The organism is Brevundimonas sp. (assembly GCF_019636155.1).
Taxonomy (GTDB): domain Bacteria; phylum Pseudomonadota; class Alphaproteobacteria; order Caulobacterales; family Caulobacteraceae; genus Brevundimonas.
Genome location: NZ_JAHBYB010000013.1, coordinates 34,682 through 58,116 on the forward strand (window position 1 = coordinate 34,682; position 23,435 = coordinate 58,116).

Annotated in this window: 30 protein-coding genes; 7 read left to right on the forward strand and 23 right to left on the reverse strand. The window is 69.3% G+C overall.

The window, feature by feature from the left end:
* Positions 1 to 8: 8 nt before the first annotated feature.
* The 4 genes from KF910_RS12525 to KF910_RS12540 all read right to left on the reverse strand — a co-directional run bounded on the left by KF910_RS12525 (position 9) and on the right by KF910_RS12540 (position 3,210).
* On the reverse strand, positions 9 to 986 hold the full coding sequence (locus KF910_RS12525; protein WP_292263385.1) for a beta-ketoacyl-ACP synthase III: 978 nt from the start codon (positions 984 to 986) through the stop codon (positions 9 to 11).
* Positions 983 to 2,071, reverse strand: a complete 1,089-nt coding sequence (gene plsX / locus KF910_RS12530) for a phosphate acyltransferase PlsX (RefSeq protein ID WP_292263387.1) — start codon at positions 2,069 to 2,071, stop codon at positions 983 to 985. Before plsX ends, KF910_RS12525 begins: the two co-directional genes overlap by 4 nt.
* A 90-nt stretch (positions 2,072 to 2,161) precedes the next feature.
* The gene (locus tag KF910_RS12535; protein ID WP_292263389.1) at positions 2,162 to 2,686 is read right to left on the reverse strand and encodes a YceD family protein; all 525 of its coding nucleotides are present in this window, start codon (positions 2,684 to 2,686) and stop codon (positions 2,162 to 2,164) included.
* On the reverse strand, positions 2,686 to 3,210 hold the full coding sequence (locus tag KF910_RS12540; RefSeq protein ID WP_292263391.1) for a ubiquinol-cytochrome C chaperone family protein: 525 nt from the start codon (positions 3,208 to 3,210) through the stop codon (positions 2,686 to 2,688). The genes KF910_RS12535 and KF910_RS12540 overlap by 1 nt, the downstream gene beginning before the upstream one ends.
* A gap of 87 nt (positions 3,211 to 3,297) precedes the next feature.
* On the opposite strand from KF910_RS12540, the gene bamE reads away from it, so the two are divergent.
* Positions 3,298 to 3,789: an outer membrane protein assembly factor BamE domain-containing protein gene (gene bamE / locus KF910_RS12545; RefSeq protein ID WP_292263393.1), complete on the forward strand. Its 492-nt coding sequence runs from the start codon at positions 3,298 to 3,300 to the stop codon at positions 3,787 to 3,789.
* A gap of 77 nt (positions 3,790 to 3,866) precedes the next feature.
* Here bamE and KF910_RS12550 read toward each other — a convergent pair whose 3' ends face one another.
* From KF910_RS12550 to KF910_RS12620, 16 genes are all read right to left on the reverse strand, one after another.
* Positions 3,867 to 6,017 (reverse strand): sodium-translocating pyrophosphatase, encoded by a 2,151-nt coding sequence (locus KF910_RS12550; protein ID WP_292263395.1) that lies wholly within the window; start codon positions 6,015 to 6,017, stop codon positions 3,867 to 3,869.
* Between the two features lie 169 nt (positions 6,018 to 6,186).
* A complete protein-coding gene (locus KF910_RS12555; RefSeq protein ID WP_292263397.1) occupies positions 6,187 to 6,609 on the reverse strand; it encodes a hypothetical protein in 423 nt (140 codons plus the stop codon).
* 1,106 nt (positions 6,610 to 7,715) lie between these two features.
* A complete protein-coding gene (gene thiL / locus KF910_RS12560) occupies positions 7,716 to 8,705 on the reverse strand; it encodes a thiamine-phosphate kinase (RefSeq protein ID WP_292263398.1) in 990 nt (329 codons plus the stop codon).
* The gene (gene nusB, locus KF910_RS12565) at positions 8,692 to 9,207 is read right to left on the reverse strand and encodes a transcription antitermination factor NusB (RefSeq protein ID WP_292263400.1); all 516 of its coding nucleotides are present in this window, start codon (positions 9,205 to 9,207) and stop codon (positions 8,692 to 8,694) included. Before nusB ends, thiL begins: the two co-directional genes overlap by 14 nt.
* Entirely contained in the window at positions 9,204 to 9,680 is a 477-nt protein-coding gene (gene ribH / locus KF910_RS12570) for a 6,7-dimethyl-8-ribityllumazine synthase (RefSeq protein ID WP_292263436.1), read from the reverse strand. Before ribH ends, nusB begins: the two co-directional genes overlap by 4 nt.
* Positions 9,677 to 10,810: a 3,4-dihydroxy-2-butanone-4-phosphate synthase gene (ribB, locus tag KF910_RS12575; protein ID WP_292263402.1), complete on the reverse strand. Its 1,134-nt coding sequence runs from the start codon at positions 10,808 to 10,810 to the stop codon at positions 9,677 to 9,679. Before ribB ends, ribH begins: the two co-directional genes overlap by 4 nt.
* A complete protein-coding gene (locus tag KF910_RS12580) occupies positions 10,807 to 11,400 on the reverse strand; it encodes a riboflavin synthase (RefSeq protein ID WP_292263404.1) in 594 nt (197 codons plus the stop codon). Before KF910_RS12580 ends, ribB begins: the two co-directional genes overlap by 4 nt.
* Positions 11,401 to 12,159 (reverse strand): RibD family protein, encoded by a 759-nt coding sequence (locus tag KF910_RS12585; protein ID WP_292263406.1) that lies wholly within the window; start codon positions 12,157 to 12,159, stop codon positions 11,401 to 11,403.
* The gene (nrdR, locus tag KF910_RS12590; RefSeq protein ID WP_292263407.1) at positions 12,159 to 12,617 is read right to left on the reverse strand and encodes a transcriptional regulator NrdR; all 459 of its coding nucleotides are present in this window, start codon (positions 12,615 to 12,617) and stop codon (positions 12,159 to 12,161) included. Before nrdR ends, KF910_RS12585 begins: the two co-directional genes overlap by 1 nt.
* 9 nt (positions 12,618 to 12,626) lie before the next feature.
* Positions 12,627 to 13,910: a serine hydroxymethyltransferase gene (gene glyA, locus KF910_RS12595; protein WP_292263410.1), complete on the reverse strand. Its 1,284-nt coding sequence runs from the start codon at positions 13,908 to 13,910 to the stop codon at positions 12,627 to 12,629.
* 80 nt (positions 13,911 to 13,990) lie between these two features.
* Positions 13,991 to 14,233 (reverse strand): DUF6898 family protein, encoded by a 243-nt coding sequence (locus KF910_RS14345; RefSeq protein ID WP_416354712.1) that lies wholly within the window; start codon positions 14,231 to 14,233, stop codon positions 13,991 to 13,993.
* On the reverse strand, positions 14,166 to 15,392 hold the full coding sequence (hemA, locus tag KF910_RS12600) for a 5-aminolevulinate synthase (protein ID WP_292263438.1): 1,227 nt from the start codon (positions 15,390 to 15,392) through the stop codon (positions 14,166 to 14,168). The genes KF910_RS14345 and hemA overlap by 68 nt, the downstream gene beginning before the upstream one ends.
* Before the next feature lie 133 nt (positions 15,393 to 15,525).
* Positions 15,526 to 16,431, reverse strand: coding sequence for a 3-hydroxyisobutyrate dehydrogenase (mmsB, locus tag KF910_RS12605; RefSeq protein ID WP_292263412.1), 906 nt, complete (start codon positions 16,429 to 16,431; stop codon positions 15,526 to 15,528).
* Positions 16,432 to 16,452: 21 nt separating this feature from the next.
* A complete protein-coding gene (locus KF910_RS12610; protein WP_292263413.1) occupies positions 16,453 to 16,662 on the reverse strand; it encodes a DUF3126 family protein in 210 nt (69 codons plus the stop codon).
* Between the two features lie 115 nt (positions 16,663 to 16,777).
* A complete protein-coding gene (cysE, locus tag KF910_RS12615; RefSeq protein WP_292263416.1) occupies positions 16,778 to 17,599 on the reverse strand; it encodes a serine O-acetyltransferase in 822 nt (273 codons plus the stop codon).
* Between the two features lie 22 nt (positions 17,600 to 17,621).
* Positions 17,622 to 18,251, reverse strand: a complete 630-nt coding sequence (locus tag KF910_RS12620) for an NUDIX domain-containing protein (RefSeq protein ID WP_292263417.1) — start codon at positions 18,249 to 18,251, stop codon at positions 17,622 to 17,624.
* 45 nt (positions 18,252 to 18,296) lie between these two features.
* Between KF910_RS12620 and KF910_RS12625 the strand changes: the two genes are divergently transcribed.
* Positions 18,297 to 18,899, forward strand: coding sequence for a nitroreductase (locus tag KF910_RS12625; RefSeq protein ID WP_292263419.1), 603 nt, complete (start codon positions 18,297 to 18,299; stop codon positions 18,897 to 18,899).
* Here the strand turns inward: KF910_RS12625 and KF910_RS12630 are convergent.
* The gene (locus KF910_RS12630; protein ID WP_292263421.1) at positions 18,883 to 19,749 is read right to left on the reverse strand and encodes a DUF817 domain-containing protein; all 867 of its coding nucleotides are present in this window, start codon (positions 19,747 to 19,749) and stop codon (positions 18,883 to 18,885) included. The two genes, KF910_RS12625 and KF910_RS12630, sit on opposite strands and share 17 nt — an antisense overlap.
* A 63-nt stretch (positions 19,750 to 19,812) precedes the next feature.
* Complete coding sequence (gene queF, locus KF910_RS12635) at positions 19,813 to 20,274, reverse strand: preQ(1) synthase (protein WP_292263423.1); 462 nt, start codon at positions 20,272 to 20,274, stop codon at positions 19,813 to 19,815.
* A gap of 118 nt (positions 20,275 to 20,392) precedes the next feature.
* Between queF and KF910_RS12640 the strand changes: the two genes are divergently transcribed.
* The 5 genes from KF910_RS12640 (at position 20,393) to KF910_RS12660 (ending at position 23,323) form a co-directional block, all read left to right on the forward strand.
* Positions 20,393 to 21,325 carry an NAD(P)H-dependent flavin oxidoreductase gene (locus tag KF910_RS12640; RefSeq protein ID WP_292263424.1) on the forward strand — a complete coding sequence of 311 codons (933 nt, stop codon included), beginning with the start codon at positions 20,393 to 20,395 and terminating at the stop codon, positions 21,323 to 21,325.
* 32 nt (positions 21,326 to 21,357) lie between these two features.
* A complete protein-coding gene (locus tag KF910_RS12645) occupies positions 21,358 to 22,041 on the forward strand; it encodes a TorF family putative porin (protein ID WP_292263426.1) in 684 nt (227 codons plus the stop codon).
* Between the two features lie 44 nt (positions 22,042 to 22,085).
* Positions 22,086 to 22,298: a hypothetical protein gene (locus KF910_RS12650; protein ID WP_292263428.1), complete on the forward strand. Its 213-nt coding sequence runs from the start codon at positions 22,086 to 22,088 to the stop codon at positions 22,296 to 22,298.
* 166 nt (positions 22,299 to 22,464) lie between these two features.
* On the forward strand, positions 22,465 to 22,677 hold the full coding sequence (locus KF910_RS12655; protein ID WP_292263430.1) for a cold-shock protein: 213 nt from the start codon (positions 22,465 to 22,467) through the stop codon (positions 22,675 to 22,677).
* Between the two features lie 139 nt (positions 22,678 to 22,816).
* The gene (locus tag KF910_RS12660; RefSeq protein ID WP_292263432.1) at positions 22,817 to 23,323 is read left to right on the forward strand and encodes a hypothetical protein; all 507 of its coding nucleotides are present in this window, start codon (positions 22,817 to 22,819) and stop codon (positions 23,321 to 23,323) included.
* A 3-nt stretch (positions 23,324 to 23,326) separates the two neighbouring features.
* On the opposite strand, the gene KF910_RS12665 is transcribed toward KF910_RS12660, so the two are convergent.
* Positions 23,327 to 23,435, reverse strand: a 109-nt coding sequence (locus KF910_RS12665; RefSeq protein ID WP_292263440.1) for a PLP-dependent transferase, incomplete at its 5' end; no start/stop codon positions are given.

A 23,435-nucleotide genomic window follows, 5' to 3' on the forward strand; every position in this document is an offset into this window, starting at 1 on the left:
GAAGCGCCTTACAGGCGAATCGCGCAGGCGCCCCAGGTCAGTCCCCCGCCCATGGCCTCAAGCAGCACCAGATCGCCGCCCTTGATCCGACCGTCGCGGATGGCCGTGTCCAGGGCCAGGGGAATGGAGGCGGCCGAGGTGTTGGCGTGCTGGGCCACCGTGGTCACCACCTTGTTCTCGTCCAGGCCCAGCCGGTCGCCGACGCCCTTGATGATGCGCTGATTGGCCTGGTGCGGCACGAACCAGTCGACATCGGCGATCTGGACCCCCGCATTGGCCGCCGCCGCCGTCACCGCCTCGGCGATATTGACCACGGCGTGACGGAAGACCTGGTTGCCCGCCATGCGCAGATGGCCGACCGAGCCGGTCGTGGCCGGGCCGCCATCAACATACAGCAGGTCCGACTTGGCCCCGTCGCAGCGCAGGGCGAAGCCCAGCAGGCCGGTGTCGGCGGGCGTCCCCTGGCCTTCGCGGGGCTCCAGCACCACCGCCCCGGCGCCGTCGCCGAACAGGACGCAGGTGGTCCGGTCGCTCCAGTCCATCAGCCGGGTCATCTCCTCGGCGCCGACGACCAGGGCGCATCGGGCGTTCCCGCGCGCGATGAAGCCGTCGGCGACGCTCAGCGCATAGACGAAGCCCGAACAGACCGCCTGGACGTCGAAGGCGATACAGGTCGGAACCCCCAGCTTGCTCTGGACGATGGCCGCCGTGGCCGGGAAGGTCATGTCCGGCGTGGTTGTGGCGACGATGATCAGATCCACATCGGCCGGCGTCCGGCCCGCCGCCTCCAGCGCCTTCTTCGCCGCCTCGGCCGCCAGGTCGCTGGTCGGCTGGTCGTCGCGGGCGCGGTGCCGCTGGCGGATGCCGGTGCGCTCGACGATCCATTCGTCCGAGGTGTCGACGATCCGGGCCAGGTCGTCGTTGGTGACGATCTGTTCCGGCAGGTAGGAGCCGGCGCCGGTGATGGCGCTGCGGATGACGCTCACTGCAGATTCTCCCCGGCCGCCACGCCCTCGGGTGCGGCATGAGCCGAATGGTCGAAGACGGCGTCCAGCCGCTTCAGGTTCCCGGCCACCTTGGCCAGATAGTCGCTGCGGCCCAGATCGACCGCGATGCGGACGGCCGAGCCGAAGCCCCGGGCGTTGGCGCCGCCATGGCTCTTGACCACCAGGCCGTTCAGCCCCAGCAGGGGGCCGCCGTTGATGGCGTTCGGATCGATCCGGTCGCGCATCCGCTTCAGAGCCGGCAGGGCGATCAGGGCGCCCAGTTTCGACGTCAGGCTGGACGACAGGGATTCGCGCAACAGGCCCGAGATCAGGCGCGCCGTGCCCTCGGCCGTCTTCAGGGCGATATTGCCGGTGAAGCCGTCGGTGACCACCACATCCACCACCCCGGTGGCCAGGTCCGTCCCCTCGACGAAGCCGTGATAGTGAAGGTTGAAGCCGCCCTCGCGCAGGATGCGGTGCGCCTCGCGCACCTCCTCATGGCCCTTCATGTCCTCGGAGCCGACGTTCAGAAGGCCCACCCGGGGCCGTTCGACGCCGTGCACGGCGCTCTGGAAGGCCTCGCCCATGATGGCGAATTCGATCAGCTGGGCCGCGTCGCTGTCGATATTGGCGCCGACGTCCAGCACAGCGGTGTGGCCCCCCTTGATCGTGGGCCAGCTGGCCACCAGGGCGGGCCGCTCCAGCCCTGGCGCGGCCATGCGCAGGATCAGCTTGGATATGGCCATCAGGGCGCCGGTGTTGCCGGCCGAGACCGCCGCCGCCGCCTCGCCCGTCTTCACCGCCTCGACAGCGTTCCACAGGCTGGAGCCCTTGCCGCGGCGCATGGCCTGGGCCGGCTTTTCGTCCATGGCCACCACCTTGTCGGTGTGACGCACCTCGACGACGGCGGGATCCAGCCCCACCCGTGCGATCTCGGCCTCGATGGCCGCGGCGTCGCCGTGCATCAGGAAGCGGACCCCCGCCCCGTCGTGGCGTTTCAGATAGTCCTTCACACCGCCGACGACGACCGAGGGGCCGACGTCGCCGCCCATGGCGTCCAGCGAGATCGTGGTCGGGGATGACAAGGGGGTTCGCACTCCGCTGCGCCGCGGTGCGGCGCTGAATCGAGCGACGATAACGCCGCGACGCCCGGATGCAACCGGGCCGACGTTACGTCAACCTTGGCCTTCGCCATCGCGAGGCTTCAGCCGGGACAGGACGGCGAAGGGATTGATCTCGGCCGGCTCGGGCGGCTGGACGAATTCGGCCCCTGGCTTGCGCGGGAACGGGTCCAGCGACAGGGCCAGCTGTTCGACCGCATAGACGCCCAGGTCGATACGGCCGTCCTCGATCAGATCCGGCGCCTCATGCTCCAGGGAGACCTCGATCTCGGCGGGGTCGTCCTCGCCGGCCGCCTCGACCAGGTCAATGGCGAAGGCCCGGTCGATCGACACCGGCAGGGGCTCCAGCGTCAGGCCGCAGTTCTGGACCGCCTCGGCCATGATACGGCCCGTCAACCGCCAGCCGCCCTCGGACGGCGCGACCTCCAGCCGGGCCTCGAAGGCGTCCAGCGACGCCAGGTCCAGGCTGCGGGCGATGGCCCGGCGGGTCTCGGCCGGCGGCGCCAGCACACGGCTCAGCCCCGCGCCGACCTGGTTCATCCGCACGATGTCGCTGAGGGGCGGTTCGGAAACGGTCATCACTTCACCTCGGCCCAGGCCGGGCCGGCCTCGATCTGTCTCAGGGTCTGGGCCGCCAGGGCGGCGCGACTGGCCAGGGCGTAGCGGGCCAGGGCGTCCCCGGCGCCCGCCGCATCGGTCTCCAGCACATTGCGCGCCAGGGCGGCGGACAGGGCCGCATCCTCGCCCGCCGCCACGGCCGCCTCATAGGCCTGCATCCGGCCATACAGGGCCTCGCCCAGCTTGCGCATCTTCTTGCCCACCGCGACATCGCCGACGCCCAGTTCGCGCAGGGTGTCGTCCAGGGCCGAGACATAGGTGTCGAACAGGGCCTGGGCCATCTCGCCCCCTTCCTCGTCCAGGTCGCGCAGCCGCAGGCTGAGCAGCAGGACATGCAGGGTGTAGAGCTCGAACCGCGCGTCGATGCGGTCGGCGACGCCCAGGGCCGTATAGAAGGCCGGCTGCCGGGCCTGGGCCACGGCATGGGCGTAAAGGCGGTCGATCCGCCCCCGCGACAGGCGCGGGCCGAACAGTGATCGCAGCATCGTCATCGGCCCCTTTTCCGCCGCGACGTTGAACTAGGACGCGTGTCCGGCTAGGTCAAAGACCTTGTTTTTCGCAGGCCGACTTTCATGACCCGCACCGCAACCGCCATCGCCGTCCGCCTGCTGATCGGCGCCGCCCTTGTGGCGCCCGCCGCCTGCGCCCCGTCTGTCGGAGTGAACGGCTTCCAGGCCATCGACGCCAAGCCCGCCGACGTGGTGGCGGGAACCGACACCAAGGCGACCGTCCTGGCCCGGCTGGGCTCGCCCTCGACCACCTCGACCTTCGAGAAGGACACCGTCTGGTACTACATCAGCCAGACGACCGAGCAGTACACCTTCCGCATCCCCGAGGTGACCCAGCGTTCGGTCACCGAGATCACCTTCGCCGAAGGGTCCGACCAGGTCGCCTCGGTCCGCACCCTGGGCCTGGCCGACGGCCGGGTGATGACCATGGATTCGCACGAGACCCCGACCCGGGGCCGCCGCCTGACCATCATCGAACAACTGCTGGGCAATGTCGGCCGCGGCCACCTGCCCAATTCGGACGAACAGGTCCCGGGCCAGCGCCGCCCCGACTGATCGCTTCTCGGCACGGAACAAAGAAATCGGCCCCGGAGATCGCTCTCCGGGGCCGTTTCCTTGGGTCGGAGCCCTGATCAGACGATCTTGCCCGAGGCCAGGACCGCCAGAAGCAGCAGGGCCACGATATTGGTGATCTTGATCATCGGGTTCACCGCCGGGCCACTGGTGTCCTTGTAGGGATCGCCCACGGTGTCGCCGGTGACCGAGGCCTTGTGCGCCTCGGAGCCCTTGGCGTGCAGGACGCCGTTCTTGTCGGTGAAGCCTTCCTCGATCACCTTCTTGGCGTTGTCCCAGGCGCCGCCGCCCGAGGTCATCGAGATGGCGACGAACAGGCCCGTCACGATGACGCCCATCAGCATGGCGCCCAGGGCGGCGAAGGCGTTGGCCTTGTCCGGCTGGATCATCAGCACGGCCACGAACAGGACGATCGGCGACAGGACCGGCAGCAGCGACGGCACGATCATCTCGCGGATGGCCGCCGAGGTCAGGATGTCGACGGCGCGGCCGTACTCGGGCTTGACCTGGCCGGTCATGATGCCCGGGTTCTCGCGGAACTGACGGCGCACCTCGGCCACCACCGATTCGGCGGCGCGGCCCACGGCGGTCATCGACAGGCCGCCGAACAGGAAGGGCAGAAGCCCCCCGAACAGCAGGCCGACCACGACATAGGGATTGGCCAGGTCGAAGGCGACCGCGCCCAGACCGTCGAAGAAGCTGCCCGGCGCCGCTTCGGCCGAGAAATGCTTCAGGTCTTCGGTATAGGCGGCGAACAGAACCAGGGCGCCCAGGCCGGCCGAACCGATGGCGTAGCCCTTGGTCACGGCCTTGGTGGTGTTGCCCACGGCGTCCAGGGCGTCGGTCGAGGTGCGGACTTCCGACGGAAGACCGGCCATCTCGGCGATGCCGCCGGCGTTGTCGGTGACCGGGCCGAAGGCGTCCAGGGCCACGATCATCCCCGCCACGCCCAGCATGGTGGTGGTGGCGATGGCGATGCCGAACAGGCCCGCCAGCTGATAGGTGACGACGATGCCGATGATGATGGTCAGGGCCGGAAGCGCGGTGGACTCCAGCGACATGGCCAGGCCCTGGATGACGTTGGTGCCGTGGCCCGAAACCGAGGCGTTGGCGACCGACTTCACCGGGCGGAAGCCGGTGCCGGTATAGTATTCGGTGATGACCACGATGGCGGCGGTGACGACCAGGCCGACCACGCCGGACCAGAACAGGTTCATCGGGGCGATGCTCAGACCGCCGGCGGTCGAGACCGGGCCGGTGACCAGGGTGTTGATGATCCACCAGACCGCGCCGACCGACAGGACGCCGGTGACGATCAGACCCTGATACAGGGCGCCCATGATGTTCTGGCTCTTGCCCAGGCGGACGAAGAAGCTGCCGATGATCGAGGTGACGATGCAGACGCCGCAGATGGCCAGCGGCAGCAGCATCATCACGTCCACATAGGGCTGGCCGCGGAAGAAGATGGCGGCCAGGACCATGGTCGCCACGATGGTGACGGCATAGGTCTCGAACAGGTCGGCGGCCATGCCGGCGCAGTCGCCGACGTTGTCGCCCACGTTGTCGGCGATGGTGGCGGCGTTGCGGGGGTCATCCTCGGGAATGCCGGCCTCGACCTTGCCCACCATGTCGCCGCCCACGTCGGCGCCCTTGGTGAAGATGCCGCCGCCCAGGCGGGCGAAGATGGAGATCAGCGAGGCGCCGAAGCCCAGGGCCACCAGGCCGTCGATGACGGCGCGGTCCGTGCCCGCCATGCCCAGGCCCTGGGTCATGAAGGCGTAATAGCCCGCCACGCCCAGCAGGGCGCCGCCGGCCACGAACATGCCGGTGATGGCGCCCGAGCGGAAGGCCAGGTCCAGGCCCTTGGACAGGCTTTCCGACGCCGCCTGGGCCGTACGCACATTGGCGCGGACCGAGATCAGCATGCCGGCGAAGCCCGCCGCGCCCGACAGGACGGCGCCGATCAGGAAGCCGACCGCGGCCCACTGGCCGATCAGCAACCAGGCGGCGATCAGGATCACGACCCCGACCATGCCGATGGTGGTGTACTGGCGCCGCAGATAGGCGCTGGCGCCCTCCTGGATGGCCGCCGCGATCTCGCGCATGCGGTCGTTGCCGGTTCCGGCCTTCATCAGGGCGCCGGTCTGCAGGGCGCCGTACAGCACCCCCAGTCCCCCGGCCGCGATGACCAGCCACAGATAGTTCGTCATGGGTGTTTCCAAACCTCAATTGCCTTGGGCGCGCGGACCCTTGGCGCGGCGGGCTTGTCGCCTCTGTCCGCCTTCCGGTCCCCCCGTGCGCTCACGGACGCGACAGCGCGTCCCGCGGGAAATGCGGCGGAAACGTGCCAAATGCGTCAGGCTGACGCAACCGGGGTTTTCACCCGGCCCGCATGCCGGTGCGGCGGCGCGGGGCCTGGGCGACGATCTCGACCCGCGAGACGGCGCCGCGCCCGGCGATCCGGGCCGAATCGGCCATCAGGCTACGCTGCAGGGCCGCCGCGTCCAGCCGGGTCCAGTCGCCGGGAATCAGGAAGGGCGTCCGGTGCGCGGCCCGGACCAGGGCGTCGCGGAACCAGGCCTCCTTGGGCCGCATCTGCTCGGGCGTGCGGCCGGCGCCCATGTGCAGGCGCAGGGAGACGAAGACATAGTTCCGCACCCGCCCACCCTCGATCACCGGCAGGCCGACGCCCGAGATGCTCAACGCTGGAGCGTCGCCCTGTCCGCCCGTGGGTCCGCTGGCGACTGCGGGCGTGGCGACGGCGGCGCCCAAGGTTCCGGCGATCAGGGTGCGACGATCCATGGCCCCAGCCTGGCGGATCGGCGTTAGGATTCAGTTGCCGCGATGGTCGATCCCCTGAAGCTCCCGGCCCGAGCCCCTCGGGTCGCCCCGTCTCCTCCCTGTCGCGCAGCGATGGGGAGATGGATCGCGCGCGCAGCGGCCGGGACGGAGGGGGTCTGTTCGTCGCGTGGCCCAAGAGCCCCTCCACCGCCTCATCGCCCTTCTCCCCTTGTGGGAGAAGGTGGCAGGCGAAGCCTGACGGATGAGGGGTCGCGCGGGCCCTGGCCATCATCCGACGCTAACCCCACGGGCCTGAGAGACCCCTCATCCGACCCGCTGCGCGGGCCACCTTCTCCCGCAAGGGGAGAAGGAAGAATTGGCGGCGCCTTCGCCAGCGGATGCTTGCGAAGCTCGGGAAGGCGGCGGAGCGTCGGGCCTTCGCCCGGCGTGAGGAAACAAGATGCCGTGTTCGGCGAGAGGTCTGACGCTCCGCACGGAAGGTTTCCACGAGCTCGGGGCGGGCGCCGATCTTTTCGGCTACTCCCGGAGGCCCGCGGCGGGCGGGGAGGTCCAACGAACCCCTCCCGGAACGGCCAGAGTAACCCCCTCGACCCTCCCTCGGTCGCCGGACCCGTCGCCAATGACTGTCCGATCCGACGACCGCAGGCCCGTGCGTGTGAGTGACACAACACACAGCCCCGCTTCCTCCGCTCCCGCCGCCGCGAAGTCGCTGGCCTCGCGGCCTCCCCATGCGACGGGACCTGGGGAGTATAGGGCGGTTCCCAGCCCAGGCGTGTGAGAGGGGGTTGGCGATGGGATTGATGAGCGGGGTCAGGGGGTTGGGTTTCCTGACGCGCGCAGTTGGCGTTCCTGACCCTCTCCCGATGGGAGAGGGAGGGGCCCGCCGCGTGGCGGCGGGAGGGTGAGGGTCGGGTGTATGCGATCCGCCGCCAGCCGACCCTCACCCTTTCGCGCAAGTCTGATCGCCTGCGGCTCTCAGGCGCTCAAGCCCTCTCCCAACGGGAGAGGGTGAATATGTGTATGGCCGAGGGTCGGAGCCTGGGGCCAGCCCCCTCAACCGCCTGCGGCGGTCCCCCTCTCCCCGGTGGGAGAGGATCAAGCGGGTGTCAGTCGTGGGTCCAGCCGGGGTGGTCGATGGGGACCGGCTGGCGCAGGTAGGAGACGGCGACGCCCTGGCCTTCCGCAACCTCTCCGATCCGGGTCAGGCGCAGCAGGCGGGCCTCGGCGGCGGCGCGCAGGGCGGCCTCGTTGCGCGGCGGCGCCGTCAGCACCAGTTCGTAGTCGTCCCCGCCCGTCGCCAGCCGCACCAGGGCGGCCTCGGGATCGACCCGGTCGTCGAACCAGGCGGTCGCGGGCGCCGACAGGGGCGTCTTCTCCAGGTCCAGGGCGATGGCGACGCCGCTGGCGGCCGCGAGATGGCCGGCGTCGGCGATCAGGCCGTCGGAGACATCGGCGCAGGCGCTGGCCAGATCGCGCACCGCCTCGGCGAACTCCACCCGCGGCCGCGGCGCGCGATAATGGGCGACCAGGGCCTCCAGCCGTTCCGGCGCCAGCCGCAGTTGGCCCCGCGCCGCCATCAGACCCAGGGCCCCGTCGCCGATGGCCCCGGTGACGAAGACCGCATCGCCGGGCCGCGCCCCGCCCCGCGACACCGCCCGCCCCTTCGGAACCCAGCCCAGGGCGGTCAGGCTGAAACTGAGCGGGCCGGGGGTGTTGACCGTGTCGCCGCCCATCAGCCAGACGCCGAACTCGGCCTGGTCGGCCTTCAATCCTTCAACGAAGGCCTGACGCTCGGGCCAGCCGCAGCGTTCGGACCAGCCGCAGGCCAGCAGATAGCCGAACGGCTCGGCCCCCTTGGCCGCCAGGTCCGACAGGTTCACCCGCAACAGCTTCTGCGCCACCGTGTCCAGCGGATCGTCGGCCAGGAAATGCACCCCCTCGACGAGCGCATCCTTGGTCAGCACCAGATCGAACCCCGGTCGCGTCGGCAGCACCGCTGCGTCGTCCGCCAGGCCCCGCGCCCATTCGGGATGCGCCAGCGGCTTCAGCAGGCGTTGGATGGTCTCGAACTCTCCGGCGACGTCAACCGCGGGCATCGCGGGCGACGCCGTCCAGGGCGGCGTTGACGAATTTGGCTTCGGCCTCAGCGAAGAAGGCCTTGGCCAGCTCGACATATTCGTCGATCACCACCTCGCGCGGGGTGTCGGGCCGGTCGCGCAGTTCCCACGCCCCGCAACGCAGCAGGGCGCGCAGGGTGGCGTCCAGCCGCTCCAGCCGCCAGTTGGACGCCAGCCTGGCCTTCACGGCCGCATCGATTTCGACCTGGCCGGTGACCACGCCGCGCACGATCTGGGCGAAATAGTCCTCGTCCGCCTCGGCCAGCATCTGGCCCTCGATGTCGGCGTCGAAGCGGTGGCGCGAGAATTCGTCGATGACGGTCTCGACCCCCTCGCCCGCCAGCTCCATCTGATACAGGGCCTGGACGGCGGCCAGGCGGGCGATGGTGCGGGCGCGGCGCTGCTTGCCGCTCAGCGGGGCTTCGTCCGCCTTGCCGGCCAGCTGGGCCATCACCGATTGCAGGCTGTTGGGGTCGCTCACGCCGTCTGTCCTTCCGACGCCAGGCCGAGGCGCAGGCGTTTCTTCAATGCGATCAGGTCCAGGCAGGCGCGGGCCGCTCCGCCGCCCTTGTCGCCCTCGCTGATCCGGGCGCGGGCCCAGGCCTGATCCTCGTCCTCGACCGTCAGCACCCCATTGCCGATGCACAGCCCCTTGAGGCCCAACTGCATGACGCCGGCGGCCGACTGATCCGACACGATCTCGAAATGATAGGTCTCGCCGCGGATCACGCAGCCCAGGGCGACATAGCCGTCATAGCGCGGGGCGGTCGGATAGCGGCCGGCTTCCTCGGCCAGGGCGATGGCGGGCGGAATCTCCAGGGCGCCGGGCACGGTCACCACGTCGAAGTCGGCGCCGCGCGCGCGCAAGGCGTCCTTCGCCCCTTCCAGCAGGGCGTCGGCCAGATCGTCATAGAAGCGCGCCTCGACGATGAGGACGCGGGGGCCGTCGATCAGAATTGGTCTTCTCCGTCCATGTCGCGCCAGCCGACGATGCGCAGGCCATAGCCTTCCAGCGCGGTCGGATTGGGGCGGGTCGAACTCATCACGATCATGTCGCGCACGCCCAGGTCCAGCAGGATCTGCGCGCCGACTCCATAGGCCTTCAGCGACCGGTCCACGGCCGCCGGCTTGGCGCCGCCGGCCAGACGTTCGGCCAGGCCCGCCAGTTCCGGGTCGCGCAGGAAGACGGCGACGCCGGGACCGTTGTGTTCGCTGATCGCCTTCAGCGCCTTGGGCAGATAGTCCTGCCGCGCCTCGACATGGCCCAGCAGGTCGGCGGCGAAATCCACCTGGTGCATCCGCACCAGCACCGGCTTGGCCGGGTCGATGCGGCCCTTGACCAGGGCGACATGCTCGACCCCCTCGATGGCGTTCCTGAACAGCATCAGGCGGAAGGGGCCGCCGTGCACGCTGTCGAACGGCGTCTCCAGCACCCGCTCGACGAACCGTTCGGTGCGGCGGCGATAGGCGATAAGGTCGGCGATGGCGCCGATCTTCAGACCGTGCAGCTGGGCGAAGGCGACCAGGTCGGGCATCCGGGCCATGGTGCCGTCGTCGTTCATGATCTCGCAGATCACGCCTGCGGGCGTCAGGCCGGCCATGCGGCTGATGTCCACGGCCGCCTCGGTGTGGCCGGTGCGGACCAGGACGCCGCCGTCGCGCGCGACCAGGGGGAAGACGTGGCCGGGCGAAACGATGTCGTCGGCGCCGCGGTTGGGATCCACCGCCACCTGGACCGTGCGGGCGCGGTCGGCGGCGCTGATGCCGGTGGTCACGCCGTCCTTGGCCTCGATCGAGACGGTGAAGGCCGTGCCCATGCTGGTGCGGTTTTCGGCGGCCATGGGCGGCAGGCGAAGCTGGCGCGCCCGGTCGGCGGTGATGGCCAGGCAGATCAGGCCGCGCGCGTGCTTGGCCATGAAGTTGATCTGGTCCGGCGTCGCGAACTGGGCCGGGATGATGACGTCGCCCTCGTTCTCGCGATCCTCGGCGTCGACCAGGATGTAGGGACGGCCGTTGCGGGCGTCCTCCAGGATGTCCTCGATCGGACTGATCGGGCTGTCGTTCATGTTGGCCGCCAGGTTCATGACGCTGTCTCCTGCCACCGCGCGAGATATCGCGCCAGCATGTCGATCTCCAGATTGACGGAATCGCCGACCTGCAGACGGCCCAGGGTGGTCGCCGTCCAGGTGTGGGGGATGATGTTCAGGCCGAATTCCTGACCCGAGACTTCATTGACGGTCAGGGACACGCCATCGACCGTGATCGACCCCTTGGGGGCGATGAAGCGGTGCAGGGGCGCGGGCGCGGCGATGACGATGCGGTGCGAGCCGCCCTCCGGCGTCACCGAGACGACGCGGCCGAGGCCGTCGACATGGCCCGAGACGACATGGCCCCCCATTTCGTCGCCCAGCCGGGCGGCGCGCTCCAGATTGACCGGATCGCCCGCCTGCCAGACGCCCAGGGTGGTCCTGGACAGGGTCTCGCCCGACACCTCGACCGCGAACCAGCCGGGGCCCTTTTCCGTGACGGTCAGGCAGCATCCGGCGTGGCTGACCGAGGCGCCCAGGTCGATGCCGGCCGTGTCCCAGGCGGTCTGAATCTCATAGCGGCGGTCGCGCGCCGTCTCGGCGACGCTACGCACCCTGCCGATGTCGGTGACGATGCCGGTGAACATTCAGAGCCTCTCGTATCGCTCCCACAGGTCGTCACCCAGGGCCTGAACCGCAACCCTGCGAAAGCGCGGCGCATCGGAAAGTCGGGCCAGGGCCAGGGCGGCGACGCCGGGCCGCCCCTCGGCGCCCAGAAGGATTGGGGCGCGGAACCATTCGATGGCGTCGACGGCGTTTACGGCGAGGAAAGACGCCGCCACCTGCCCGCCGCCTTCGATCAGGATCGAGCCGACGCCGCATTCCTCCAGGGCCGCCAGGACGGCGGGGATGGTCGGGCGGCCATTATCGGCCGCCACCTGCCGGACCTCCGCTGCACCGACCGGGCGCGGTTCGGCGGCGGTCAGGATCAGGGTGTTGGCGGCGGCGACCCTGGCGGACGGGGGCGTGCGCAGGCGGCTGTCGAGGATGACGCGCAATGGGTTCCTTCTCCCCTCGGGGGAGAAGGTGGGCGGCGGAGCCGCTCGGATGAGGGGGCTGTCCGCTGCGGGCCGATTGTTCGACGAAGACTGCGCGGATACAGCCCCCTCATCCGTCTCGCTCCGCGAGCCACCTTCTCCCCCCAGGGGAGAAGGAAGTCTGACCGTCAACTCCGGATCGTCGGCCAGCACCGTCTCCACCCCGACCAGGATGGCGTCATGGGCGGCGCGCAGGCGGTGGCCCTGTTCGCGGGCGGCGTCGCCGGTGATCCATTTGGATTCGCCCGTGGCCGTGGCGATGCGGCCGTCCAGCGAGGTGGCCAGCTTCAGCGTGACATGCGGGCGCATCAGCCCTCGTCCAGCCCCTCGTCGCCGAGGAATTTCGCGAAGTCGCTGGTGTGGCGGAAGTCCTTGTAGACCGAGGCGTAGCGGACATAGGCCACCTCATCCACGCCCTTCAGCGCCTTCATGATGAAGTCGCCGACGACGCTGGAGGGGATTTCGGTCTCGCCCAGGCTTTCCAGCTGGCGGACGATGCGGTTGACCATCTGTTCGACCTGATCGGCCTGGACCGGCCGCTTGCGCAGGGCCACGCCCAGGGAGCGTTCCAGCTTGTCCCTGTCGAAGGGCGTGCGCCGGCCGTTGCGCTTCAGGATGACCAGTTCACGCAGCTGCACCCGCTCGAAAGTCGTGAAGCGCCCGTTGCACTGCGGGCAGGAGCGCCGGCGGCGGATGGCGGCGCCGTCGTCGGACGGGCGGCTGTCCTTCACCTGGGTGTCCGCATTTCCGCAGAAGGGGCACTTCATGGCCGGCTCCTAGCCGTAGATGGGGAAGCGCGCCGTCAGCTGGCGCACCTGGTCCGCCACCCGCGCCTTGACGCCGGCGTCGGCCTGATCCCCGCCCTTCATGCTGTCGATCACATCGGCGATCCAGTGGCCGATCTGCTGGAACTCGGCCTCGCCGAAGCCGCGGGTGGTGCCCGCCGGGGTCCCCAGGCGCACGCCCGAGGTCACGGTGAAGGGCGCCGTGTCGAACGGCACGCCGTTCTTGTTGCAGGTCATCAGGGCATGCTCCAGTTCGATCTCGGTCGCCTTGCCCGTCACGCCCTTGGGCCGCAGATCGACCAGCATCAGATGGCTGTCGGTGCCGCCCGAGACGATGGCCAGCCCCCGGTCCACCAGCACGGCCGACAGAGCGCGGGCGTTGGCCACCACCTGTCCGGCATAGGCCTTGAACTCGGGCTTCAGCGCCTCGCCGAAGGCCACGGCCTTGGCGGCGATGACATGTTCCAGCGGCCCGCCCTGCAGGCCGGGGAAGACGGCCGAGTTGATCTTCTTGGCGATGTCGCCGTCATTGGTCAGCACCATGCCCCCGCGAGGGCCGCGCAGGGTCTTGTGGGTGGTGGTGGTGACGACATGGGCGTGGGGCACCGGGTCGGGATAGACGCCGCCCGCGATCAGCCCCGCATAGTGGGCCATGTCCACCATCAGGTATGCGCCCACGCTGTCGGCGATCTCGCGGAAGCGCTTGAAGTCTATGTGGCGGGAATAGGCGGATGCGCCCGCCAGGATCAGCTTGGGCTTCTCCTGTTCGGCCATCTGGGCGACGTGATCATAGTCGATCAGATGGTCGTCCTCGCGCACCTTGTAGGTCACGGGGCGGAACCATTTGCCCGACTGGTTGGCGGGCGAGCCGTGGGTCAGGTGGCCGCCGCAGGCCAGGTCCATGCCCAGGAACGCATCCCCCGGCTGGAGCAGAGACATGAAGACGGCCTGATTGGCCTGGGCGCCCGAGTGCGGCTGGACGTTGGCGAAGGCCGCGCCGAACAGCTTCTTCGCCCGTTCACGCGCCAGATCCTCGGTGACGTCCACGTATTCGCAGCCGCCGTAATAGCGACGGCCCGGATAGCCTTCGGCGTATTTGTTGGTCAGGACGGACCCTTGCGCCTCAAGCACCGCGCGCGAGACGATGTTCTCGGACGCGATCAGCTCGATCTGCTCCTTCTGACGGCCCAGTTCGCCCTGGATGCCGCCGAAGATGTCGGGGTCGGCCTCGGCCAGGGTGCGCGAGAAATAGTCGGCGTGGGTGAAGGCGGTCACGGGCGATTCCGAAACTAGAGAGAGCGACAGAAGGCCCGGACTCTCTACGCCCCGACAACCTTAACCACAACATCTTGTGGTCAGCCCTGCCCCAACGCCCGCTTCAGCTTGGCGACCGCCACGCGCTTCAGGGCCTCGGACTGGTTCGCCGGGCCCAGGGCCGACACCTCGCGACCCGTCGCGACATGAACGGCCGAGCATTTCAGATAGGGCCCGTTGCGGGTCAGTTCGAGGATGACCTCGCCCAGGTCGGGGTCAGGCGGCGGCAGGGCGGCGCGCCACGTTGCAGTGGGTCCACAGCCGGTCCATCGCCGCCACCAGATCGGCCATCATGGCGTCGGTGTGGTTGGGCGACGGGGTGAAGCGCAGACGCTCGGTCCCCTTGGGCACGGTGGGATAGTTGATCGGCTGGACATAGACGCCGTGGTCTTCCAGCAGCATGTCCGAGATCATCTTGCAGTGGACCGGATTGCCGACCAGCACGGGCACGATGTGGCTTTCGCTGTCCATCACCGGAATGCCCGCCTCGGCGAACAGGCGTTTCAGGGTGGCGGCCCGCTCCTGATGGGCGTCGCGCAGTTCGGGATGGGCCTTCAGATGCCGCACCGAGGCCAGGGCGCCGGCGGTCAGGGCGGGCGGCAGGCTGGTGGTGAAGATGAAGCCCGAGGCCCAGGACCGCACAGCGTCCACGATGACCGCGTCGGCGGCGATATAGCCGCCCATGACGCCGATGGCCTTGCCCAGGGTGCATTCGATGATGTCGATCTGGCCCAGCACCCCGTCGCGCTCGGCCACCCCCGCGCCAGTGTCGCCGTAAAGGCCGACGGCGTGAACCTCGTCCAAGTAGGTCATGGCGCCGTATTTCCGCGCCAGGGCGATGGTCCCGGCCAGGTCGGCGATGTCGCCGTCCATCGAATAGACGCTCTCGAAGGCGATCAGCTTGGGCGCCTCGGCCGGGGCGTCCTTCAGCAGGGCCTCAAGGTGTTCCAGGTCGTTGTGGGCGAAGATGTGCCGCTCGCACCCGCCATTGCGGATGCCGGCGATCATCGAGGCGTGGTTCAGGCTGTCGGAGAAGATGATCAGGCCCGGCAGGATGCGCTGGAGCGTGGTCAGGGTCGCCTCATTGGCCACATAGCCCGAAGTGAACAGAAGCGCCGCTTCCTTGTGGTGCCAGGACGCCAGTTCAGCCTCCAGGTCCACGGCCGAACGGGTGGTGCCCGAGATGTTGCGCGTGCCGCCCGCACCGGCGCCGGCCGCGTCGATCTCGGCCTTCATGGCCGCCAGGACGTCCGGATGCTGACCCATGCCCAGGTAGTCGTTCGAGCACCAGACGACCACGTCCTGCTGGCTGCCGTCCGCGCGGCGGCGGCGGGCCGTCGGGAACTGGCCGGCCACCCGCTTCAGGTCGGCGAAGACGCGATAGCGCCCCTCGCCCTTCACCTGTTCGACGGCGCTCTGGAATGCGGCCCGGTAGTCGTACAAAGCGGTCAGCCCCGCGCGGATAAACTTTCCCGCGTGATGCGCCGCCGTGATCGATTTGTCCACGCGATCGGCCGGACAAATCGCCGCAAACCCTTAATTGATAATGGTTCGCAGGTTTTCGACCCCAAGGGGCTCAACCCTTCGGCAGTTCGTCCAGCTTGCCGCGCAGCATCTGCAGGATGGCCGAGAAGTCGCGGCCGCCGTAGCCCAGGCCGTTGAACATCTGGAACAGGGCCTCGGCCTGGGCGCCCAGGGGGGTGCTGGCCCCCGACTTGGCCGCCGCGTCCTGGGCCAGCTTCAGGTCCTTCAGCATCATGGCCGTGGCGAACCCGCCGTCGTAGTTGCGGTTCGACGGCGCGGTCGGCACCGGGCCGGGCCAGGGATAATAGGTCGAGACCGACCAGGACTGACCCGACGACTTGGCGACGATGTCGAACATCTTGACCGGGTCCAGCCCCAGCTTCTCGGCCAGGCCGATCGCCTCGCAGGTCCCCAGCATGGTGACGCCCAGGATCATGTTGTTGCAGATCTTGGCCGCCTGACCGGCGCCGTGGTCGCCGGCGCGGAAGGTGGCGCGGCTCATCGGCTCCAGCGCCGCCTCGATGCGGGGAAACTGGTCTTCATCACAGCCGACCATGAAAGCCAGCGTCCCGGCGTCGGCCGCCATGGTGCCGCCCGAGACAGGGGCGTCTGCGAAGGCATAGCCGGCGTCGCGGGCCAGGCCGGCGACCTGACGGGCCGTGTCGACGTCGATGGTCGAACAGTCCAGCAGCAGGGTGCTGGTCGGGGCCGCGCCGATGATCTGTTCGGCATAGACGGATCGCACATGCGGTCCGGCGGGCAGCATGGTGATGACGATGTCCGCATCCTTGACCGCATCGGCGACCGATCCGGCGGCGGTGCAGCCGGCGGCGACGGCGCGGTCCAGCGCGTCCTTCGACAGGTCAAAGGCGCGGACAGTGCGGCCCGCCTTCGCCTGGTTGGCGGCCATGCCGCCGCCCATGTTGCCCAGGCCGATGAAGGCGATCGTCTGCGTCATCATTCTACTCGCTGTGATGGATCAGGCCTGCGGCAGGTCCTCGGCCAGGATGGCCATTTCGAACATGTAGGAGCCGGCCTCGTCCTCGTCCTCGAAGATGACGCCGATGAACTCGTCATCGACATAGACCTCGGCCGAGTCGGCCTGTTTGCGCGCCTTCACCTTCAGGCCGCCGTGGTTGAAGGTGCGCTTCAGATGGGTCTCGACGCGCTTGATGTCGGCTTCGGTCACGGGGGGCCTCGTCGTCTCGTCAGGGATGGTGAATTGGGCGCGGACCCTAGTGAGGTCGGGTCGGCATTGAAACCCCTGACGGAAATCCTCCCCCGACGGGGGAGGATTAAGGGTCTCAGATCACGAAATCATAGACGATGTCGGCCAGGGTGTGATCCATCGTCCGGGCTGGCGTGGCCTCGGTCGGGCAGTTGACCAGCCGCGCCGGGACCCCGGCCACGGTGCAGCCCGCGGGCACCGGCTTCAGCACCACCGAGCCCGAGGCCACCTTGGCGTAGTCGCCGACGGTGATGTTGCCCAGCACCTTGGCCCCGGCGCCCAGAAGGACGCCCTTGCCGATCTTGGGGTGGCGGTCGCCGCGCTGGGCGCCCGTGCCGCCCAGGGTGACGGCGTGGAGCATGGAGACGTCGTCGCCGACCACCGCCGTCTCGCCGATGACGATGCCGGTGCCGTGGTCCAGGAACAGGCCCGATCCCATGCGGGCGGCGGGGTGGATGTCCAGCTGGAACAGTTCGGACATGCGGCTCTGGAAATGCAGGGCCAGGGTCTCGCGGCCCCGGCCCCACAGCCAGTGGGCCACGCGATAGGCCTGAAGCGCCTGGAATCCCTTGAAGTAGAGGAAGGGCTGCAGGAGGGACCGGATCGCCGGGTCGCGCTCGGCCACGGCGCCCAGGTCGGCCTCGGCGGCCGAAACGATGGCGGGATCGGCGGCGTAGGCCTCCAGGCACACCTCGCGCACCGTCATGGTTCCCAGTTCGGCGTCACCCAGCTTGCGTGCGATCTGGAAGCTGAGGGCGCCGGCCAGGTCGCCGTGGGCCAGGACGACGGCGTTCATCTGGGACGCCAGGCCGGGTTCGTCGCGCGCCGCCGCCTCGGCCGAGGCGCGCAGCTGGCCCCAGACATCCTCGCGGGCGGCGACCACTTCCAGTCGGGTCATCGGCGTCTTCCCTTCGCGGCCATCATAGCCGGTGCAGCATGACATGGGCCAGCCAGGCCGGCAGCAGGCTCTCGCGCGCCATATGGTAGGCCCGCAGGGTCGTCGCCACCGTCAGGGCGTCCTGGACCTGTCCCTTGCCGATGGCCTCCAGCAGGGTCAGGAAGGGGGTGCGGGCGGTGACGATCACCTCGGTCGGATCGGGCGCGACCGGGGTGGACGACAGGCCCCAGCACAGCCAGGTCAGGGCGCGTTCGTCGGTCACCGAGTTGGAGGTCTGGAGCCGCAGGGCCGGCAGCCAGTGCTCGGCCTTCAGCCCGGCCTCCTCGGCCAGTTCGCGCTTGATCCCGTCCAGGGGGTCTTCCTCGAACGGGGCGCCGCCCTCGGGCATCTCCCATGAGAAGTCGGCGCAGGCGAAGCGCGACTGGCCCACCAGGGTCACGGTCCCGTCCTCATGGATCGGCAGGACGCCCACAGCCAGGTTCGCGGGCCGCATGACGGCGTATAGGGCCGGAGCGCCGGTGGGGGCGACGGCCTCATGCTCGGTCAGGCGCAGCCAGGGGTTCTCATAGACGGTGCGGCCGCCCGCGTCCTTCCACGGCGGCGGCCGAGGCAGGCCCCGGGCCCAGGGCGGTTCGTTTCCGTCGTCGCTCATCGGGCAAGGTATGGCGCCGCGCCGATGCAAATCCTAGCTAGGCCCATGACCCGGACCGACCTCAGCGCCGCCCTGCCCCTGCCCGCCCCGTCCGACGAGATGCGCCGCCGGCTGGCGGATCGCCGCTCCGGCCCCGCCCAGGCTCTGGCCGCACCGGGCCCTTCGAAGGCCGAACTGGATGCAATCCTGCGGCTGGGCGCGCGGACGCCGGACCATGGCAAGCTGTTCCCCTGGCGGTTCGTCATCCTGTCGCCCGTCGCCCGCGCGCGGATCGCCGAGGCCCTGGCGCCCATGGCGGCGCGGCAGGCCGATCCGGGCAAGGCGGCCAAGGTGCTGATGAAACTGACGGCGCCGCCGGCGACGGTTCTGGTGATCTCGGCCCCCACGCCGGGCCACAAGGTTCCGGTGTGGGAGCAGCAGCTGTCGGCCGGGGCGGTGTGCATGAACCTGGAACACGCGGCCGACGCCTTCGGCTATTCCGCCAGCTGGATCACCGACTGGTACAGCTATGACCCCGAGGCGACCGCCCTGTTCGGGGTGAAACCGGGCGAACAGGTCGCAGGCTTCATCCATCTGGGAAGCCTGGCCGAGCCGCCGCTGGAGCGGCCGCGTCCGGAGATGGCCGGGAAGATCACGCGGATCGACTGATCTCCGGCTCGGGCGGCCGCGCCAGGGAGACCAGCACAATCGAGATGATCATCAGCAGGAACCAGCTGCCCAGCTTGCCCAGGGACACCGGATGCCATCCGGCGATCTGGCTGGGGTAGATCCAGGCGCGCACCAAGGTGCCCAGGTTCTCGGCGATCCAGATGAACAGGGCCACCAGCCCGTAGCCCAGCAGCAGGGGCATGGAGCGGCGCGTCCGGTCGGCGGTGAAGTGGAACCAGCCGCGCCCGAACAGCAGGGCCGTGGCCGCGAACAGCGCCAGCCGCACGTCCGGCAGCCAGTGGTGGGCGAAGAAGTTGACGTAGATGGCCGCCGCCAGCAGCCAGGTGGTCCACAGCGGCGGATAGCCGGTCACCCGGATATGGAAGATGCGCTGGACCCGGGCGATATAACTGCCCACCGCCGCATACATGAAGCCCGAGAACAGGGGCACGGCGCCGATCCGCAGCACCGACTCTTCCGGATAGATCCAGGACCCGTGCGCGGTCTTGAACAGTTCCATCACCGTGCCGGCGATGTGGAACAGGAAGATGACCCGCGCCTCCTCCCAACTCTCCAGCCGGAAGGCCAGCATGGCGCCCTGGATGGCCAGGGCGCCGATCACCAGCACATCATAGCGGGCCAGCGGCGCCCCATCGGGCCAGACCAGGAAGACCACGACGATCAGGGCCAGCATCAGCCCGCCAAACAGACAGGCCCATCCCTGTTTCAGCCCGAACCACAGGAACTCATAGGCCCAGCGGCGCGGGCGCGACCGATCCGCCCACGCCTCCGCCCGCGTCATCAGGCGGCGGCCCCAGGATTCGAGCGGCAGGCGGGCTTGGGCGTCCATGCGCCGACCTAGCGCGGAGGCGTCCCGCAAATCATGAGCGGAACCTGAGCCTTTTCCGGCGGCCTAGCCCCGGCCGCGATAGGTCGGCACGCCCTGGTCGGGCAGCCACAGGCCCTGGGGCGGGGCGCCGGTCTGCCAGAAGACGTCGATGGGGATGCCGCCGCGCGGATACCAGTAGCCGCCGATCCGCAGCCATTTGGGCGCCAGTCGATCCGCCAGCCGCTTGCCGATGGCCACGGTGCAGTCCTCGTGGAAGGCGCCGTGGTTGCGGAAACTGGTCAGGTACATCTTCAGCGACTTGGATTCTACCAGCCAGTCGCCGGGGACATAGTCGATGACGATATGGGCGAAGTCCGGCTGGCCCGTCACCGGGCACAGGCTGGTGAACTCCGGCGCCGTGAAGCGGGCCACATACAGGCTGTCGGGGTGCGGATTGGGCACGCGCTCCAGCACGGCGGTTTCGGGACTGGTCGGCTGGGCCGTCTGGGCGCCGAGCTGGGAAAGGCCGGAAGTGTCGGTGGTCATGCGGGCCATTTAGGCGCTTGCGGCGCCGTTTGAAATCCTCCCCCGGCGGGGGAGGATTTCGTTGCTTTACGTCGCGTCGGCCCGCTAAGCGTAGCCAAAGGAAACCCAGGAGACGCCCGTGGCCATTCCCGCCCCGCTGCAAGCCGGTCTGAAACTGCCGGTCATCGCCGCTCCGATGTTCCTGGTCTCGGGGCCGGACATCGTGGTCGAGTGCTGCAATGCGGGGGTGATCGGAACCTTCCCGTCGCTGAACCAGCGCACGACCGAGGGCTATCGCGACTGGCTGCAGGCCATCAAGGCGCGGCGCACCGCCGATGCGGCGGCCTATGGCGTCAACCACATCGTCCATCCGACCAACAGCCGGCTGATGGCGGACCTGGAGGTGACGGTGGCCGAGCAGGTTCCGCTGGTCATCACCTCCCTGGGCGCGGTGCGCGACCTGGTGGATGCGGTGCACGGCTACGGCGGGGTGGTGTTCCACGACATCGCCAATGTCCGCCATGCGAAGAAGGCGGCCCAGGCGGGGGTCGACGGGCTGATCCTGGTCGCCGCCGGCGCCGGGGGCCATGCGGGGGTGGTGAACCCCTTCGCCCTGGTCGAGGAGGTGCGCGGTTTCTTCGACGGGACCATCATCCTGTCCGGCTGTCTGTCGACCGGGCGCGACGTGGCGGCGGCGCGGATGATGGGCGCCGACTTCGCCTATATGGGCACCCGATTCATCAACACGACCGAGAGCCAGGCCCAGGCCGAATACAAGCAGATGATCGTCGAGGCCGGATCGGCCGACATCACCTACACCCCCGCCGTCTCGGGCATTCCGGCCAACTTCCTGACCCCGTCCCTGCTGGCCAACGGCATCGACCCCAAGACCCTGCCGGAACACAAGCTGGACATGGGCGAAGAGGCCAAGGCGTGGAAGACGGTGTGGTCCGCCGGCCAGGGCTCGGGCGCGGTGCACGACGTGCCGACCACGGCCGATCTGGTGGCCCGGATGCGGGCGGAATACGCCCAGGCGGTCTCGGCGTTCAAGGGCGCAGACGCCTTCGCCTAGACTTCGCCATAGGTTCAAGGCAAAGCGGCGGCATGATCCGCACCCTGACGACCGCCCTGTTCGTCGCCACCCTGGCGACCCCGGCCCTGGCCCAGACCGCGCCGGGGCGATGGAGCGTCGGCTTCGGCGCCGGGACCGACAACCGGTCCAAGGACATCTCCAAATCCGGTGGCGACCCCTATGGCTGGGCCGAGGCGGAATGGAGCGGATCGGACGGCCGCTTCTACGCCAAGGGTGGCGTGGAAGGGATCAAATCCAACGGGTCTGACCTGGAGGCGACCCTGGGCCTGGGCGTGCGGCCCCAGGTCGGCGGCTTCGACCTGGACATCAGCGCCGTCCACAAATGGCAGGTGGACGCCATGCCCGGCGTCGATGACGACGCCTGGGAGTTCACCGCCAGCGCGTCGCGCGCGATCGGCCCGGCTAAGGCGCGGCTGCAGGTTCAGCATTCGCCGGACGGGTTCGGGACCACCGGCGCCTGGACCTGGGTCGAGGCACGGGCGGGTTGGGACTTCTCCCCCACCGTCTCGGCCAGCGCCGCCGTCGGCCGACGCGAGCAGGAGCGGGCGGCGGACTACACCGGCTATAATGCAGGGGTCAGCTGGGCCTTCCATCGCAACGCCGCCCTGGACGTGCGCTGGTACGGGACCGACGGACCGGCGGGCGATCCGCGCTATGCCGACGCCCTGGTGGCGGAAGTCAGTTTCGGCTTCTGAGCGCGGGGGTCGCAATCGAGCGGCGGCGACCCCATCTGCACCTCATGAATTCGCGACCGACCACCATCGAGCGGGCCTACGAACTGGCTCGCAGCGGCGCCTGCCGCACCGTTTCCGAGATCAAGCAGCGCCTGACCGCCGAAGGCTATGACCGGGTGCGCGACAGCCTGTACGGCCAGTCGCTGAACGCCGACCTGCGCAAGCTGTGCCAGGCCCACTATCCGCCCCCGCCGGACAAGGCGAATCAGGGCGACTGACGCCAGGTCTTGATTTCGCCGCCCGGAAGCCCGATCCTGTCGCCGTCGATCTCTACTGCGTAACGCCTGCACCCTTTGCACACGCACCGAGGTCCAAGCCGATCCACCGGAACCGACATTCGCCGCAGGGGCGTTCCTTGCGGCCAACGCCAATGGAGGTCCTGATATGGCTACCGGCACTGTGAAATGGTTCAACTCCACCAAGGGCTACGGCTTCATCCAGCCGGATGACGGCGGCAAGGACGTCTTCGTCCACATCTCGGCCGTCGAACAGGCCGGGCTGCGCGGCCTGGACGAGAACCAGAAGGTTTCCTACGAAATCGAGACCGACCGCCGCTCCGGCAAGGAATCGGCCGGTCAACTGAAGACCGAGGGCTGATCGCCCTTCGCTTCGGCGGAACGATTTGAGACGGCGGCGGGGGCAGGGCCCTCGCCGCCGTTTTCGCATGCGGGCCAGCGCCCGGTTTCCAAGCTGTGGCAACCGTGCCAGCCTTGGGGCCTGATCGCGGAGCGCCCCCATGCTGATGACCCTGATGATGCTGGCCCTTGTCCAGGATGCCGACCCCCTGGCCCCCGGCCGGGCGGGCAAGGTGCAGTGCTATGACCCGGTCGTGGCCGAAAAGACCTGCCGCGCCATCGGCGCCTATCGGTTCGGGCCGGGCGACGAAATCTGGAACGAGTCCCAGTCCCTGCTGGGCGCCAGTCCGCGCATCGTCCTGACGGGCCGCACCCGCGTCTGGGTGCGCGACGGCGCCGAATGCGCCCGCAACCAGAACCACGCGGACGAGATCGTCGGCATCCAGGTCAACGGCGTCGCCCTGGAAGACGGCCAGTACGAGACCGTGCGCGCCCAGATCGGCGCGGCGCTGGAGACCGCCATGGGCGGGGGCGAGCTGTGTTCGACCTACCATGCCAATGACGACGGATCCTTGCGCGCCACGGTGACCGTGGGCGGCGTCGACCGGCCCGAGTTCGAAAGCACCGTCCTGTGGGTCGATCCGGCCGAATGGCGGCTGGCGGACTGAGGTTCAGCCCAGGGCCTGGTCCAGGTCGGCGATCAGGTCTTCTGCGGTCTCGACCCCGACGGACAGGCGGATCAGGTTGTCGGTGACGCCGCCGGCCTCGCGCACCTCTTTC